Annotated in this window: 12 protein-coding genes; 10 read left to right on the forward strand and 2 right to left on the reverse strand. The window is 50.8% G+C overall.

Going from position 1 to position 16,594, the window contains the following annotated elements:
* Positions 1–377: 377 nt before the first annotated feature.
* The 5 genes from OXN25_22150 (at position 378) to OXN25_22170 (ending at position 10,378) form a co-directional block, all read left to right on the forward strand.
* Positions 378–2,234, forward strand: a complete 1,857-nt coding sequence (locus tag OXN25_22150) for an Ig-like domain-containing protein (GenBank protein MDE0427565.1) — start codon at positions 378–380, stop codon at positions 2,232–2,234.
* Between the two features lie 50 nt (positions 2,235–2,284).
* The gene (locus OXN25_22155; GenBank protein ID MDE0427566.1) at positions 2,285–4,720 is read left to right on the forward strand and encodes a leucine-rich repeat domain-containing protein; all 2,436 of its coding nucleotides are present in this window, start codon (positions 2,285–2,287) and stop codon (positions 4,718–4,720) included.
* 487 nt (positions 4,721–5,207) lie between these two features.
* Complete coding sequence (locus tag OXN25_22160; protein ID MDE0427567.1) at positions 5,208–8,069, forward strand: lamin tail domain-containing protein; 2,862 nt, start codon at positions 5,208–5,210, stop codon at positions 8,067–8,069.
* A 358-nt stretch (positions 8,070–8,427) separates the two neighbouring features.
* Positions 8,428–9,339 carry a hypothetical protein gene (locus OXN25_22165; protein MDE0427568.1) on the forward strand — a complete coding sequence of 304 codons (912 nt, stop codon included), beginning with the start codon at positions 8,428–8,430 and terminating at the stop codon, positions 9,337–9,339.
* 100 nt (positions 9,340–9,439) lie between these two features.
* Positions 9,440–10,378, forward strand: a complete 939-nt coding sequence (locus OXN25_22170; GenBank protein MDE0427569.1) for an aldo/keto reductase — start codon at positions 9,440–9,442, stop codon at positions 10,376–10,378.
* A gap of 17 nt (positions 10,379–10,395) precedes the next feature.
* Here the strand turns inward: OXN25_22170 and OXN25_22175 are convergent, their stop codons facing one another.
* Both OXN25_22175 and OXN25_22180 read right to left on the reverse strand, forming a co-directional pair.
* Positions 10,396–11,247 carry a sugar phosphate isomerase/epimerase gene (locus OXN25_22175; protein ID MDE0427570.1) on the reverse strand — a complete coding sequence of 284 codons (852 nt, stop codon included), beginning with the start codon at positions 11,245–11,247 and terminating at the stop codon, positions 10,396–10,398.
* 79 nt (positions 11,248–11,326) lie between these two features.
* Entirely contained in the window at positions 11,327–12,220 is an 894-nt protein-coding gene (locus tag OXN25_22180) for an NAD(P)-dependent oxidoreductase (GenBank protein MDE0427571.1), read from the reverse strand.
* Positions 12,221–12,467: 247 nt separating this feature from the next.
* Here OXN25_22180 and OXN25_22185 point away from each other — a divergent pair, with 247 nt between their 5' ends.
* The 5 genes from OXN25_22185 to OXN25_22205 all read left to right on the forward strand — a co-directional run bounded on the left by OXN25_22185 (position 12,468) and on the right by OXN25_22205 (position 16,583).
* Positions 12,468–13,496 (forward strand): Gfo/Idh/MocA family oxidoreductase, encoded by a 1,029-nt coding sequence (locus OXN25_22185; GenBank protein ID MDE0427572.1) that lies wholly within the window; start codon positions 12,468–12,470, stop codon positions 13,494–13,496.
* Between the two features lie 131 nt (positions 13,497–13,627).
* Positions 13,628–14,644 (forward strand): alcohol dehydrogenase catalytic domain-containing protein, encoded by a 1,017-nt coding sequence (locus OXN25_22190; protein MDE0427573.1) that lies wholly within the window; start codon positions 13,628–13,630, stop codon positions 14,642–14,644.
* A gap of 129 nt (positions 14,645–14,773) precedes the next feature.
* Positions 14,774–15,235 (forward strand): PIN domain-containing protein, encoded by a 462-nt coding sequence (locus tag OXN25_22195; GenBank protein ID MDE0427574.1) that lies wholly within the window; start codon positions 14,774–14,776, stop codon positions 15,233–15,235.
* 1 nt (position 15,236) lies between these two features.
* Complete coding sequence (locus OXN25_22200) at positions 15,237–15,671, forward strand: hypothetical protein (protein MDE0427575.1); 435 nt, start codon at positions 15,237–15,239, stop codon at positions 15,669–15,671.
* A gap of 72 nt (positions 15,672–15,743) precedes the next feature.
* Entirely contained in the window at positions 15,744–16,583 is an 840-nt protein-coding gene (locus OXN25_22205; protein MDE0427576.1) for a deoxyribonuclease IV, read from the forward strand.
* Positions 16,584–16,594 lie beyond the last annotated feature (11 nt).

Genomic DNA, 16,594 nt, shown 5'->3' on the forward strand with positions numbered 1-16,594 from the left:
AGCGACGACTGAGAATATATCAACTCATTTTCTAATTTTGCGTAAGTCCTATCAATGTCATTTTTCACCGAGCGCCAGAGGTCTCCCGCAGAGATACGTTCTTCACGCAGCAACCGATTGAGTTGGTCATGACTCCATCGGTCTGTATGCTCCGCAAAATACGTCTGCGTAAAGTTGTGAAAACTGGCTAAGAGAAACTGGCAATAATCCGATAGTAACGGGTATCTTTTTTCTCAAACAGTTAGGGTCGTCATAATACAAAAGTATAACACAAATCTAACTTACTGCGTAAGTCCTAATCAATTAGAATTGGTATTAGTTTTTCAGCACAGAGCGGTACTGCAGGAGGGACTGCTAAAAGTTTAACCGGTAGTGGCATGACTTATTCGGCGACAATCACACCCTCTGGCACAGGCACCTTGCGGATATCGGTACCTGCGGGTGCTGCCGACGATGGTGCCGGCAATACCAGTAACGCATCGGCGCATGTAGATGTCTCTGTGGATACGGAAGCACCAACACCGACGATTACCGTGCCAATGACCCCGCAGAACGGTGCCTTTGATGCGACGATTGACTTCGGTGAAACTGTGACGGGTTTTGTAAAGGCTGATGTTACGGTAGGCGGAACGGCGACCCACACAGTCGGGGCCCTATCCGGCGGTACCAATGGTTCCTATACATTGCGGATAACCCCAACGACTTCTGGGACAATAACCATTGATGTAGCTGCCAATGTTGCCACGGATGGTGGTAGCAATAGCAACAACGCAGCGACACAAGCCACGGTGACAATTGATAAAGACCCACCTATGCCAACAATTACCGCACCCACGACCGATCAGAAAGATGCGTTTGATGTGACGATTGATTTCGGTGAGGATGTGACGGGTTTTGTGGTGGGTGATCTGACAGTTGCGGGTGCGACGAAGGCGAGTAATTGGAAATCCGGTGATGCAGGTCCACAGACCTACACAATCACCCTCACACCGACAGCTGCAGATGGTACAGAAGGCACAGTGACGATTGATGTGAATGCAAATGTCGCAATGGATGCCGCTACCAATAACAATACGGCAGCGACACAAGCGAGCGTATCTATAGATAAGAAACGTCCGACAGTCATGATTACAGGGGCACCGACGGCGGAGCAGAAGAGTGCGTTTGATCTCACCATCACGTTCAACGAAGATGTGACGGGTTTTGCGGCGGATGACCTAACGGTCACAGGCGAGGCGACAGTGACAACAGTGGCAGCGGTAGGAACGAGCAAGACAAACTATACAGCGACGATTACGCCGAATGCTGCGAAAGAGGGGGATGTCACCGTCAAGGTCAATGCGAATGCTGCCACGGATGAGGCGGGGAATGGGAATATCGTTTCAGCGGCAACAGGTAACATTCATATAGACACGATTGTGCCGACGGTCTCTGTGAGCGGTTTCCCGACGGCGGAGCAAAATGCTGCTTATGACCTAACGGTGACGTTCTCGGAACCCGTCAACGGTTTTGCGGTGCCTGCGGATCTGACGCTCGGATTAACGCGTGAAGCCGGTGCGACCCCAATTGCAGCGGCAGCCTTAAAGTCGGGTTCTGATGGCGATGCTGTCTATACCGTAACCATCACACCGAATGCGGCAGGGACAGAAGGTGATGTGACGGTCACTGTTGATGCCAACAGCGTCCAAGATTTTGCCCTCAATAACAACACGGCTTCAACGGAGACGACTTCGGTGCATGTAGATACGATTATCCCGACGGTCTCTGTGACTGGCTTCCCGACGATAGAGAAAAATGTTGCTTACGATTTAACGGTGACGTTCTCGGAGGAGGTCAACGGTTTTGCGGTGCCTGCGGATCTGACGGTCACGGGTCCTGTGACGGCAAGCCTTGCCTCGGGTTCGGATGGCGATATTGTGTATACGGTGACAATCACGCCGAATGCGAATGATGAAGGAGATGTGACGGTCAGGGTCAATGCGAGTACCGTCCAAGACTTCGCACGCAATGACAACACCGCTTCACCAGAGACAGATGTTGTCCATGTGGACACAATTCCGCCGACGGTCTCCGTCGCCGTCACGCCACCGACGGTGGAGGCGGGCGGGTATACGGCTGCGGAACGCAACGCCCCTTACCTCCTAACCGTGACGTTCTCGGAGGAGGTCAACGGTTTTCGGAAGAAGTCAACGATTTTCGGGTACCCGGGGACTTCACGCTCCCGGACCTCGTAACACCGAGCTTACAAGCCGGTGCCGACGGTGCGAGTGAATACATCGTTCGGATGACACCCAATGAGGACGTTCAGGGAAACCTCTTCATCGAAGTCAATGCGGAAACTGTCCGGGATTTCGCCCTTAATCTGAACCCCGAGTCGGTGGCAACGACGCAACCCGTGCGGATTGACACCATCGCACCCACAGTCGAGATTACCGACCTACCGACCGGTGTTAAGGGGGAACCCTTTGATGTCACAATCACCTTTGCCGAAGCCGTCAACGGATTCACAACCGAAGCCATTGCACTCATGGGACCCGCAACCGTCCTCCTCACGGCTGGCACGGATGGCGATGCCGTCTATACGGCGCGAGTCACACCGAACCCCAACGCCAGCGGAGATGTAACCCTACAGATTCCCGCAGGGGTCGTCGAGGACCTGGCGGAGAATGTCAACATCGCTTCTGACCTAACAGCTCCGATTCCAATTGACACCAACGCACTGACGGTCGAACTTAAAGATGTCCCGGATACCGTTCAACTTGGTGACTTTTCTGTGATGATCGTCTTCTCAAGCGACGTGGATGGCTTTGTCCTCGGTGATATTGAGATTACGGGCGATGCGGTTGTGCAAGATTCGACCTTACTCGGCACGGGGAGCATGTATTCTTTGACAGTCACGCCGGATGAAAATACCGATGGCGATGTGATTATTACCGTGCCGGCGGGTGTCGCCCAAGATGCTACCGGGAAGTCAAACGCTGCTTCGGCACCACAGGCGGTCGCTGTCGCACCGAGCTGGATGCCCGACCCAAGCCTCAGGGATGCTTTCCGAGCACAACTGAATCTCAGTGCCGGTGTAGACTTTACGCAACAGCAGGTGAGAACTGTCACCACGCTTGAATCTGAGATGGTTGGCATTTCTGACATCACAGGTGTCGAACAGGCAACGACCCTCACGACGTTGGTGATTCCGGGGAATAGGATTACGGATATTACACCCTTGCGACGCCTGACGAGACTCACGACCCTGAGCCTCGCTGGCAACGCAATCACAAACATCACACCCTTGGCGGGATTGACGGGGTTGACATCCTTGAATCTCAGCGGGAACGGTCTGACGAGTATCGCTGCGCTTGAAGATTTGACGAACCTGACGACGTTGGACCTCAGCAACAATGCCCTCACGGACATCTCTCTGCTTGAGAACTTCACTGAACTGACGGCGTTGAATCTATCGGGGAACCGCATCACCGATATTTCTCCGCTGACGGCACTGACGAACCTGACGACGCTGAGTCTGAACGATAACCCGATTGCTAATTTCACACCGATCGCAGGCTTAACCGCGCTCACGACACTCGAACTCGGTGGGACGGGATTGCGCAGTTTGGACGCAATCTCTGGGTTGACGGGACTGACGGTGCTGAATCTGCGGGATAACGGGCTTACCGATATGACGCTACTGGCGAATTTAACGGGGCTGACGACGCTGAATCTCAGTGGGAATACCGTTGGCGACCTGACGGGTCTCACCGGGTTGACAGGGTTGACGGTGCTAAACCTCAATGACAATGCCGTTATTGACATCGCGCCGTTGGCAAGTTTGACGCGTTTGACGACTTTAGCACTCGCCGATAATGCGATTGATACGGTTTCATCTCTCACGAGTTTAACGTTGCTCACGTCCTTGAATCTGACGGATAACGGTATTACAGATGTCAGTCCAATCGCCGGTTTAGCGAACCTTGGAACGTTACGGCTCATGGGGAACCCGATCCTCAACACGGCACCCTTGTACCCCTTGACGCAGCGTGTGCCACCCGTGGATATTGATATTGAAGTCTCTCAGTATCCACCTTGGGATGTCAACGCCGACGGCACGGTGGATGCCGCCGATTCGGCACTCGTGACAGCGGCGTTGGGGCAGACGGGTGATGCTATTGAGAACCCACGCACCGATGTTAACGGGGACGGAAGGGTGAATAACGCGGACCTTACGCTTGTGACTGCCAACCTTGATGTTGGTGTCGCGGGCGCACCGGCTGCAGAGAACCTCTTATCACGGCTTGATGCGAAAACCCTCGGCACGTTGGATCGCGAGACGTTAGAAACGTACCTCCATCAACTCCGACTTGAGAGCGACGGTTCGTTGAAATACAGAAATGCGATTGCGATGCTGGAAAGTTTGTTAGCAGCACTCCGTCCAACGGAGACGCGGCTGTTGGCGAACTATCCGAACCCGTTCAACCCTGAGACGTGGCTGCCTTACGCGTTAGCCGCCGACAGCAGTGTTGAAATCTTCATCTACGATGCGCGCGGTGTGTTGGTACGGCATCTGGAACTTGGACATCAACCGGCTGGCTATTACGTTGCGAAGTCGCGTGCAGCGTATTGGGACGGCAGAAATACGCACGGTGAAAGCGTATCGAGCGGTGTCTATTTCTATCAACTCCGTGCGGGAGATGTGTCCCTACTGCGCAAAATGGTGATTTTGAAGTAGCCATCAGCGGTCAGGGCGTTCCGCTTCGCTCTACTCTCAGCGGTCAGCGATCAGCAGTTGGTCTTTTGTAGCACAAACTGTATGAAGTGTAAGCAGATATTTCGGTAACTGACGGGCAATGAATGGTTTCCCTACTACAAACGGATTGGTTCGTAGTAGTGCGATTTATCGCACGTTTGAAAGTTCCCGGATTAATAAATTAATCTTCATTTATGGTAAACCAGAAAAATAAATGAACATTTTACCCCGGCCTGGTAGGTGCGGTTTCTAACCGCACCGGTCCTGAATGTCTAATTAATTCTAAGGTTTACCATAGTTTGTGAGCGATATGGCGCAAACTGAAAGTTTACGCTACAAGTGGCAAGCTTTATCAAACTCACGTAGTCTGGAATATGCCAAATCGCGCAGAAGTGTTACCACATAGCCTCTTTAACTTATAACTTACAACTTATAACCTATAACTCAAAAAAAGGAGCAAACAGTTAATATGTTTCCACACAAACCTATATCCGTTTTAACCCTCTTAACCGTTACACTCGTCTTATGCCTCTGTTCACAGTGGTCCGCGATGGCACAGTTTTCAGAACAGAGGCTTATACCCCTTGTTGTTCAGGCATCTGCAGATAGCAATTCGGACAATAAGTACGCTCCTGCGACTTCCGACGTTTCCCGCAGAGAGAATCCTGTTGGGATCGACATCGGTCCTTTGTACCTCATCGAAAACGCAGATACAGTAAACCTGCCTGCACACGACTTTGCCGTCTACGGACGGGCACCGAGAGGATACCCTACGACTACGACTACCAATCCCGACCCTGATACTTATGACGGTGCAGGCTCTGCCGAGGCGGGCATCTTAGTCCACGTCCCTTATGAACATATCCGGCACTCAATGTTACAAGAGCCGAATTCAACGCGGATGCCCGACTTAGAGACGTTCTTCGATTTCGGAGGCACCCTTGAACTCGTCACAGCAGAGGACAGCTCCCTCGCCATGCGCGATATCGTCATCAGTGAGATTATGTGGGCAGTGGATAGAGGGATTGACAATTCACCAGACGGCGGGGGAATAATGGTTCCAAATCCAAATTACGATCGTTCCCTTCCCGTAGATCAGAATACGAATCCAGAAACGATAACCATAAGGGTTCCACAACTCCAGAACCAAGAGGTGCAGTGGATTGAACTCTACAACACCACGAATGCAGCCATTACAGAGACACTCTATTTCTTGTTCACCCCATTTGTGAGCCATCCCACCCGAGACACCGTAACCTTTGGCGGAACGACCTACAAAGTCCTTGATTCCATAGATACCCTCTTCGCGGGACTCTGGAAACTGCCGGGGAAAAGCGGCGATAGACCGAACACGGCGTTCGTCTCTGCTTATCGGGCTATCGACTACAATACCGTCGAGGATGGCGACCTGGACAGGGCAGCACAATTGGCGGGGATTCCGTTTGGTGCCAATCCGAACAGTTGGCAAGCGACCCCGGCGAACGGACGCAGAAATACAGACATAAAAATCATCGCTGGCAATGCTGTCATTGAACTCCTCTCTATCAGCACACCCGGTGCGAAACACGTCACGGGTATCCACGTCGGACGACTGCAGCAATCTGCTGTCAATTCTGACATCATTGTTATCAACGAAGTCCGCAATGATACCTCAAATGCCAACATCGACTGGGTGGAGTTAAAAAACGTCAGTTCCGGTATGCAGCAGCTGAAAGACTGGGAACTCAGTATTGTGACCGCAGCCGGCACGGACACCGATCTCGTGGATCTTCCCGAATACGAGATAGATTCCGGCGAGATTCTCCTGCTGGTGAACGAAGACCCGTGGGTGACACCCCTCGCTGCAGGGGCGAATGCCGCGAATATGGATGAACAGCAGAGAGCGGGCGCGATGGCTTATGTTGTCGATTCACGTTTGAACCTGCCAAATACGGGGAAGTTCATGCTCCTGCTGCGGAATAACCCGAACAAAAACGGCAAGGATGAAAATATTCAGGATTACGCCGGCAACGGGTTCTTTGAAGATTTTTCTGCCAATGTGAGCACACAGTTCTGGCCCCGTGTCGGACAGTATAAATCCGCTGCCAGCAGCATCGCCGCTTTCGGAGACAACACCTTCGCCTCACGCGACCAAGCGTGGCAGCGGAAACGCTATCAGGCAAACGATGGACACCACAAAGATGCTTGGGAAGCCGTCGGACCCAAAGGCGGTCTCGGCTACGACCCGAATGCCGATCTCTCCACCTCTCCCGGCACCCCCGGCTACGAGAGAGCCGCACTCAAATCTGCGACGGATAGACTCGTTGATGGTGAAATCAGCATCAGCGAGATTATGTATGACCGGGGTCTCAACGGCAGCACGCCACAGTGGATTGAAATCTACAACTCTTCGCTGACCGAAGCCGTGAATCTCAACGGCTGGGAACTCCAAATCCGCAATCTCCACGACGCTGAAGGTCGCTATATTGACGGCACAATCAAGTTTAAAGATATAACCGTCCTCCCAAATCAGACGGTCCTCGTTGTCGCCAGAAACGCGACGACGAATCTTCCAGACGGTCGCGTCTATAATATTTATGTCAACCACCGTCGCGATCTGAACATGAGCCGTTTAGATCTGCTCCTGAATCCGATGGGTTTCTATCTAAAGTTGACGGACAAAGGCAATCCGAACCTCCAAGGCGACGATATGGTGATTGATGAGGTCGGAAACATCGCAGCTCGCGGTGCCCGCACGGTAGAATGGGCATTGCCCGAAACGGGTGGCGAGCAGCGCCGATCCATCGTCCGGTTATACGGGATAGCCTTTAGACCCGAAGAAAACGGGTTTGACGGTGAACCCGATCCCCCCGAAGATGGACTGATGGCGGAAGCCTGGATACTCTTTTCAAAAGACGGTCCGAGTCCGAACTACTACGGGGCGCGCGATGACTTAGCGAATCCCGGGTATCGGAAAGGCGGTCCCGTGCCTGTTGAATTAGCAAGCTTCCGACCGGTGCGGACGGAGAATGGTGCCGTCCTCATCAAGTGGCGCACGGAATCTGAGTTGAACAACGCCGGATTCAACATCTTACGGAGTGAAAATCGGGATAAGGATTTCCAAGTGATTAACATCAAGGGCATCATTCCCGGAAACGGCACGAGCAGTGAGGAGCATCTGTATTCCTACACAGATACGACTGCGAAGCTGAATGTTGTCTACTATTACCGGATAGAGGATGTCTCTTTTGACGGAACGCGTCGGATGCTGGCAACCGTTCGCTTGAAAGGGGAAGTCTCTGCAGCTGACAAACTCACCACGAGGTGGGGCGATTTAAAGGCGAGAGACTAAACGAATACAACCGGGCGGGGTCCTCCATCCGTCCGGTTATCATATTGTAGGGCAGCCCTTGTGGCTGCCCATTTTTGCTGCCTGTTTTTGGGTGAAGGTAGGTAGGGGCAGCCCTTGTGGCTGCCTTATATTTTTTCTTTTGTTATCTCTTAAAACTAATACCAAATCTGAAAAATAAAGTCGTATTATAGAGATTGTGGGACTCTATGAGGTATCCGCATGTAAGCGCGCAATGAATTGCGCTACTACGCACGGGTTTTCCTTAATGAGAAGCGTTTATTTAAAAATGGTATAAATACCCCTAAATGCTCCTAAAAAACTGTTGACTTTTCAGAAAAAGAAAAATATACTATATTATATGCGGCAATTTGACCCGATCGTCACACACATTATGGACCGCTTTTCTACGGAATTCGCGCGACTGCTCTTTAACGAGCCGAACCTTGAAGTCCTTCAACGATTGGACACTAAACAAACGACCATTAAAGTCCATCAAAACGATATGACTTTCAAAGTCAGGCGTTCTAACGGTGAGGTGACACTATTTCACATAGAGATACAAACACGCGATAGCACTGACCGCCCTATGCCCCTACGGGTCTTGGGATACGCGAGTTCTCTTATCCTTCGCTACCAGATGCCGGTATACTCACTTGTGCTTTATCTCGCCCCAAACGCGGGGCGCAATGACCCCGGTGTCTATAACTATGGGGATGAGACGCTCGGTTTGCGTCTCAACTATAAAGTTATCCGCCTCGCTGACTTAGACGGTCAATCGTTTTTAGACACCTCTGCTGTCGGTTTGCTGCCTTTTACTCCTTTAATGAGACCTCCTGTCGGGATGACAGCCGAGGCGTGGGTGGAGGCTTGTGTTGCTAAGACACAAGCAGCACCAGTTGACGGACAAACGCAGGGAACACTTTTATTTGCGCTTTCGCTTCTCGGAAGTTTAGCACACGATCCGCAACTTTTTCAGAAGTTGATATCGGAGGAAATCATGCAAGAGTCTCCATTCTACGATTTAGTCTTACAGCGCGGTATCGAACAAGGTATCGAACAAGGTATCGAACAAGGTATCGAACAAGGTATGCGCGAGACAACTATCAAAAACATCATCGCTGTCCTTGCAACGCGCTTCCCTGACACTGATATGCACACGGTAACACGAACGCTTGAGACAGTTGAGGATATTAAGCGTCTCACCCAACTTCATGACACCGCGCTCTCAACGCCTAGTTTTAACGCTTTCTTGCAAGCCCTTGACCTATAACGTCTCTCACAGGCTGCAGGTTGTAAGATAAAATAGCAGGCACGTTCGGATCCATAATATTATTACGGCGCAGGACTCGCGCCTTGCGAAGGAAAAAATAATGCACCAACGTAGATTGGGAAATACAGGGCTCATCGTCTCCGAAATCGGTATGGGAACATGGGAACTCGGCGGACGGGAATGGGGCGACATCGGTGAAACGGAGGCTGTGGATCTTCTCCGATACGCCTTTGAAAGCGGTGTTACCTTTTACGATACCGCAGACCAATACGGCGGGGGACGCGCCGAGCAACTCCTCGGTGAAGCGTTTTCCGCACTCGGGAACAGGGTCGTTATCGCGACGAAACTCGGTTATGAGTTGGACTCTGATGGTTGGATTAGCCACGGGTGGGAACGTCCATCCTTCAACGTCTCACCCGACTATATCCGACAAGCCGTCGAAGGGAGCCTCAAACGCTTGAAGCGGGATGTCATTGACATCTATCAATTTCACGCGCCACCCCCCGCAGCTGAGTGGGATGATGCCTTCGGAACAATGGAGGCACTCAAAGCCGAAGGGAAGATTCGCTTTTATGGATTGTGCCTCGGCAGCGAAGCCGACGCACGCAAAGCGATGGCAGAGACCAACGTTTCCGCATTGCTGCTGACGTATAATATCCTCTCCCAGGAGATGGCGACATCCGTTATGGAAACCGCCGTCGAAAAAGGGGTCGCTGTCGTCGTCCGCCAACCCTTATCGTCAGGACTCCTCTCCGGACAGCTCGGACCGGACACCGTGTTCGCAGAAAACGATTATCGGAAGACGTGGCCCCGTGAGAAGTTCCTTGCCGATTTGGAGCGAGTAGAACAAGCGAAATCAATCGTTGGAAACAAAGCAAAAAGTCTCCCACAAGCCGCCCTCAAATTTATCTTAGCACATCCGGCTGTCTCCAGTGTTGTACCGGGGATGATGACCCCCGCACAGGTTGACGACGGTGTCGCAACTTCAGGCGCGAGCCCGCTGCCCAGCAGCGTTTTGGAACAATTACGCAGTGATTAAAGAGAACGCTATGAACGTCATCTTCCCATGAGTTCCATGAAGATTGGCAGAGACTCTCTGAATCCGTCCTCGCGCGTGCCGCCTTCTGGCGTATAAACACTCTCTAAAGAGATCGTACCGTCGTATCCATCGCGGTCCAACGCCTTCACAATGTCGTTGTAGTAGGGGTCCATCTGTCCTTGGCGCATCGCACAGAAATCAAACGTCGCCGCTGGCAAATTCACAATCCCGTCCTTGAGGTGTACGTGCGCGATGTACTCACGGATAGCCTCGTAACCGTCTGGATAGGGCACCTCTGTACAATAGAGCGAACTGCACGGATCCCAGAGGACTTTCAGATGTGGCACGTCTAATTCGTCAATCAACTTTCTCGCAAGGAGTGCCGATGTCACGTTCCCGGAGATTGCTGTCTCAATGACAAGCGTAATATCTGCGTCATCAGCGATTTGCAGCGGTTCTTCCAACCCCTCTAACAACATCGACCATGCCCCCTCGGAGATAATTGGCTCGGCACCGAAAAGCACCATCTCTTTTCGGAAACTGAAAATGCGAACTAAATTCGTGCCGACGGCTTGGGCAACATCAATACATCTTTGCAACGTGTTAATGTGTGAACGATACACAGGCGCGACGACAGATGTATCCACGGGGATTGCCGACAAGTTGTGATGCGAAATACAGGACACCTTTAAATCTCGTTCCTTGATTAATCTCTCGACGCGTCCGAGTTCTCTATCCGTCAGATCGCCAACCTGTTTTTTCCAGAGATATTGTAATTCAACGTATTCCAAGCCGGTCTCTACCATAACATTCAATGCATATTCAAAGTCTCGGCTAATTCCGTCTGTGATGGTTCCCAGTTTACGCATTTAACTTTCTCCCTGTTCTCTATCTTCGCGGGGGTCCAAAGTGCCAAGCGGTGCTTCTGACAATAATCTTAGGGTACAATTATTCTGTCTTTTTGATTTCAATACCCGCGATGTTTTCCAATATTTTGATAATCGTCCAGTTATCTTCGTCCGGGTTCACTGCTTTCCCCGCTTGAAAGAGTTCAAAGGCTGCGCTTGCCGCAAAGAGCGGCACCCCACAATCGTTTGCCATGCTTTTCGCGAGGCTCAGGTCCTTATGCATTGTACCAATGTTACTCTGACCTCTGAAGTTACGCGTCAAAATATTTTCCGTTGTGTCCCTAAAGAGGAAATTCCCAACGACACTCGTGCTGACAACATCCCGCAACGTTTCTGGTTTTACGCCTGCTTTCACTGCTAACGTGAGTGCTTCAAAGATACCGGCGTAAGTCGTACCAATCAGCACGGCAAGTGCCGACTTGACGGTTTGACCCATCCCGACTTCTTCCCCAACGTGGTAAATATCGCGTCCGACTGCTTCAAGTACGGGTTCCGATGCTTCATATATTTCCTTTGGTGCTGCTACCATCATTGTGAGCGTTCCTGCCGCTGCCCCGGGGGCACCACCACTGACAGGTGCGTCAACGATATGAAACCCTTTCGCCCTCACGAGTTCGCCGACCTCTATCACCTGTGAACGTCCGATGGTCGCTGTGCAGATGATTGTAGCCCCTGGCTTAAGCCCTGCAAGTAGACCGTCTTCTCCTAACAGTGCTGCTTTGACCTGTTCAACATTCAGCACCATGATAAAGACACTCTCTGCAGCGTTCCCAACTTCGCGTGGTGATGCAGCGGTATATGCCCCTTCTTTTGCTAACACTTCCAACGGCTCTGAACGGACATCATACACAGTGAGTTCGTGCCCGGCTTTCAGGATGTTTCTTGACATCCCCATACCCATGTTGCCGACCCCGATGAGTCCAACTTTTGTCATAAATTACCTCAAGACATTCCTAAAAAAGTTATAAAGCATCTGCGCTTATTCTTGCTAAACGAAGCGCGTCTGCTGCGATTGCACTAATGTGCACCCATAAAATTTAGCATAGGTTTTTAGAAAAGTCAATTAATTTTCCCGCAGTGCCCCCAATTTTTACAGAGTTTCTTGGCTAATTTTCACACAATTTTTCCGCTTTTGTGCTAAAATATGGCATTCATACATGAAAGAGAAGGAGCCAAAACTAATGGCAGATACCATCAGAGGTGCCGTCATCGGATATGGGGCGGCATTTAATATGGGCAAAGCCCATGCGAATATGATGCAACGCACCGATGGCATTGAATGTGTCGCTATCTGCGACATCGATCCAGAGCGGACAGCAGCGGCAAAAGAAGATTTTCCGGGAATCCGTACCTATAATGCTGTCGAAGAACTCAACGCTGACGAGGGTGTGGATCTCATTGCGAATGTCCTACCCCATAGTTTCCACTGTAGCACAACTGTGGCAAGTCTCAAGGCAGGGAAACACGTTATTGTTGAAAAACCGATGTGTGTCACGATTGCGGAAGCGACAGAGATGATTAGTACCGCTGAAGAGAACGGCGTTATGCTATCTGTTCACCACAACCGACGTTGGGATGCTGATTTTTGGACGCTTCGTGGACTCGTTCACTCCGGCATCATCGGTAAGGTCTTCAACGTCGAAATGTGGGGTGGCGGCTACGGTAAGCCCAACCCGAATTGGTGGCGGAGCGTCAAAGCCATCTCCGGCGGGCAATTCTACGACTGGGGCGCACACTATCTCGACTGGCTGCTCAATGTCCTTGACGCACCGATGATCAACGTTACTGGCTTCTATCAACCCAATCTCGTCTGGGACGACATTACCAATGAGGACCATGTCCAAGCGGTTATTCGCTTCGCCGGTGGAGAGGTCGTAGCAGATGGCACGATGGCGAACATCCAGATGTCTAACATCGCCAAGATCGGCGGACCCCGCTGGAAATTGCTCGGCTCTCACGGCGCGATTACCTCTGAAGACGGGGCGTTTAAAGTCCTCTCTGAAGTTGAGGGCAAACCCAAAGAACAGACGGTCAGTTACCACGGTAGACCGGGACCGAGTTACTACGAAAATATCATTGCGCATCTGAACGACGGTACGCCTTTACTCGTAACACCCGAATCCGCTCGCCGCGTTATCGCTATTATGGATCTGGCGGAAAAATCCGCTAAGACGCATCAGGCAGAAACCGTCCCTTACGAGTCTTTTTAAAAATTGTCCAAACTTTAGGACGGGTCGAAGTTAGGCAGAAACCACCGTGAAACGAAATTGTGAGTGATTAGCGAACAATTTGTCTTAGCTTTACATTGTGGAACGGTGCCCAGATTTAATAGTTAAAAAGAATGAAAGCAATTGTTTTTGAAAAAATTCAGCAATTACGTATCCACGAAAAACCCATTCCTGTGCTTGCTGCGGGAGATGTCCTCATCCAGATGGAGCTCTGCGGTATCTGCGCCTCTGACCTCGCTGCGCTCCGCGGAGATGTTTCAGATTACGCACCACCCGTCGTCATGGGGCACGAACTCGCGGGTATAGTGGTAGAGAGTCGGCATTCCGATGTCAAGGTCGGCGAACGCGTTACCGTCAACCCCATGCTCTCCTGCGGGGCATGCCCCGAATGTGAGAACGATCTCGACAAATACTGTACGACCATTGAAGGTATCGGACACGATATCGACGGGGGTTACGCAGAGTACATGCGGATGCCGAAACACGGTATCGATACAGGAAAACTCATCCGAGTCCCCGACAGCATCCCACACGAAGAATTGCTGTTCCTGGAACCGTTGGGATGCTGTCTAAATGCTATGGGGGAAACCCTTTTCAAAGATTCCGTCGCCATCCTCGGTGCCGGTCCCATCGGACTGATATTCACCCAACTCGCAAAACGGGCAGGCTTGGCAACCTATGTAATTGAGCCATTACCACACCGTAGGCACGTCGCGGAGACACTCGGTGCTGATTGTGCTTTTGATACTTCACCTGAAGCTATCGCACACCTCCGAGACCTCACCCATGGAGGGGTGGATACCGTTATCGCCTCCACAACGAACAACGCCTCAGTGATCGCACTCGCTTTTGAGGTCGTCCGTAGAGGCGGTTGTCTTAACTTCTTCGGGCTTGCGCCAGAGGGTGAAGAGATTCGCGTCAACTTAGAGGAGTTTCACTACACCGGTCATAAACTGATGGCATCATGGGCGTTCTCTCGTGCCAGTCTTGAAGCATCGCGCCAACTCCTGATTGAAAAAGCACTTAACTTTGAACCATTGCTGACGGATCGGTTTCCAATCGAACAAGGTCTTGCAGCGTTTGATAACGCCGCTTCGCAACGTGGGGTCAAGACCGTTGTACACCCCTAATGGGCAAATTGGTGGGCGGGGTTTCTAACCTCTTTTAAACGCTCTTTGATTTGACTTTGTTCCATTTTTGTGGTATCTTTAATTACCACTAAAGTTTGGCAATTGGCAGTATGGAGTCTGGATAGAGACGTGCAAACCGATTTTCAAGTCTGGAAGATTTATCTTGATACCTGTTGCTTAAGTCGGCTTTTTGACCCTCCAACACAAGCACGAATTCGTCAAGAAGCCGAGGCTATGCATCAGGTTCTCACTTATTGCTTTAGCGGGCGTTGGCATTGGGTTGTTAGTAGTGTTTTGTCGGATGAAGTTGACCAGTCTTCAAATTTTGGCGCGCGTTTTCAAATCAAAAATTGGATAACTCTTGCCCATCAGACTGTTTCTGTTGGGTCAAGTGAAAGTGAGAGAGGTATAAGACTTGAAGTTCTTGGGTTCAAGCGAAGAGATGCTTTGCACCTCGCCTGCGCTGAAAGTGCCGGGGCGGATATCTTTCTAACAACCGATGATAGGCTACTCAGAAGAGCAAAACACTACCAAGCGCAACTTCACACTCAGGTCGAAAACCCTTATATCTGGCTGCAATCGGAGGCTTGAAATGCGTATTTTAGAAATGACAGAGAATGAACTCTATGAAGCAGGACTTAAAGAACTAATGGCACAAATGGGTACTGCCTATACAGAGCGATTTCTCAAGCAGTGTAGACCTAACGATTGCGACTATACTGCTGAGCGGCATAAAGGGTTGGATGATGATCCAGATATCCCGACAATGGTTAAGCAGATCCAAGAACGGGAAGCCTTACAAGAAGCAGAGACACAGATTGCAGCCGAAAGAATTGAGGCTTGGCGTAAGGGTTTACTTGAACTCACCGATATTGAAATCTATAAATTGGGTGCCAAAGTTCTTACGGATAAACTTGGCGTTCCCGGTTCCATAGGGTTTTTGCGCCATCATTTCAAACAGAAGGAAAATCCCTTGCCGCAGCAACTTGTGCCAGATAGGGATACCAATGTAGTCTCGAATCAATAGACCCACGCAGCCCAACCACGAGATTAACGTAGTTATAGAATCTTGCAGAAGGAGCAGATACCAACTTAAAATATGATCCTCGGCGCACACGTATCCACAGCAGGCGGCATACACAATGCCATCAAAAACGGAACCGACCTCCACTGCGATGCAATACAGATTTTCTTGAGAAACCCAAATCAGTGGCAGGGAAAACCCCCTACCGATGTCATAAAAGAAAAGTTTCGCACGGCATGGGCAGAGGCTGACCTCGCCGATGTCATTGTCCACGACATCCATCTCAGTAATCTCGCTTCTCCAAAACCCGACGTACTAAAAAAATCGAATCAAGCATTTCGTGAGCAGATGGAACTCGCACAGGTCCTTGGACTCCGCCACATCGTCACGCATCTCGGCGCGCATCTCGGTGAGGGGGAAACGATCGGATTAAAGCGGCTGACTGAGAGTTTCGATGATTTGTTTGAAAGTGCCGAGGCACCGGATGTTGTCGTTCTCCTTGAAACCACTGCCGGGCAAGGCACAAACCTCGGTTACGCTTTTGAACACATCCGTGATGTGATGGGTATGTCGAAATATCCTGATCGGTTCGGTGTCTGTTTTGATACGTGCCATGTCTTTGCTGCTGGGTACGACATGCGAACCGAAGCGGATTGCGCCGCAACATTCAGTCAATTTGACGATATGATCGGTTTGGACCGATTGAAGGCTTTTCATCTCAACGACGCGAAATCCGCCTATCAGAGCCGAGTCGATCGGCACGAACACATCGGTGAGGGCAATATCGGCGTGCCAGCATTCGCGTATATCCTCAACGACCCCCGCTTTGCCGAAACCCCACTTATCATCGAAACACCAGAAATGAAAACTATGCATGAGGTGAACCTCTCAACGTTACGAAGTCTAAGGGTGTAGTTTGCAAATCT

The sequence above is a fragment of the Candidatus Poribacteria bacterium genome, from assembly GCA_028820845.1.
Taxonomy (GTDB): domain Bacteria; phylum Poribacteria; class WGA-4E; order WGA-4E; family WGA-3G; genus WGA-3G.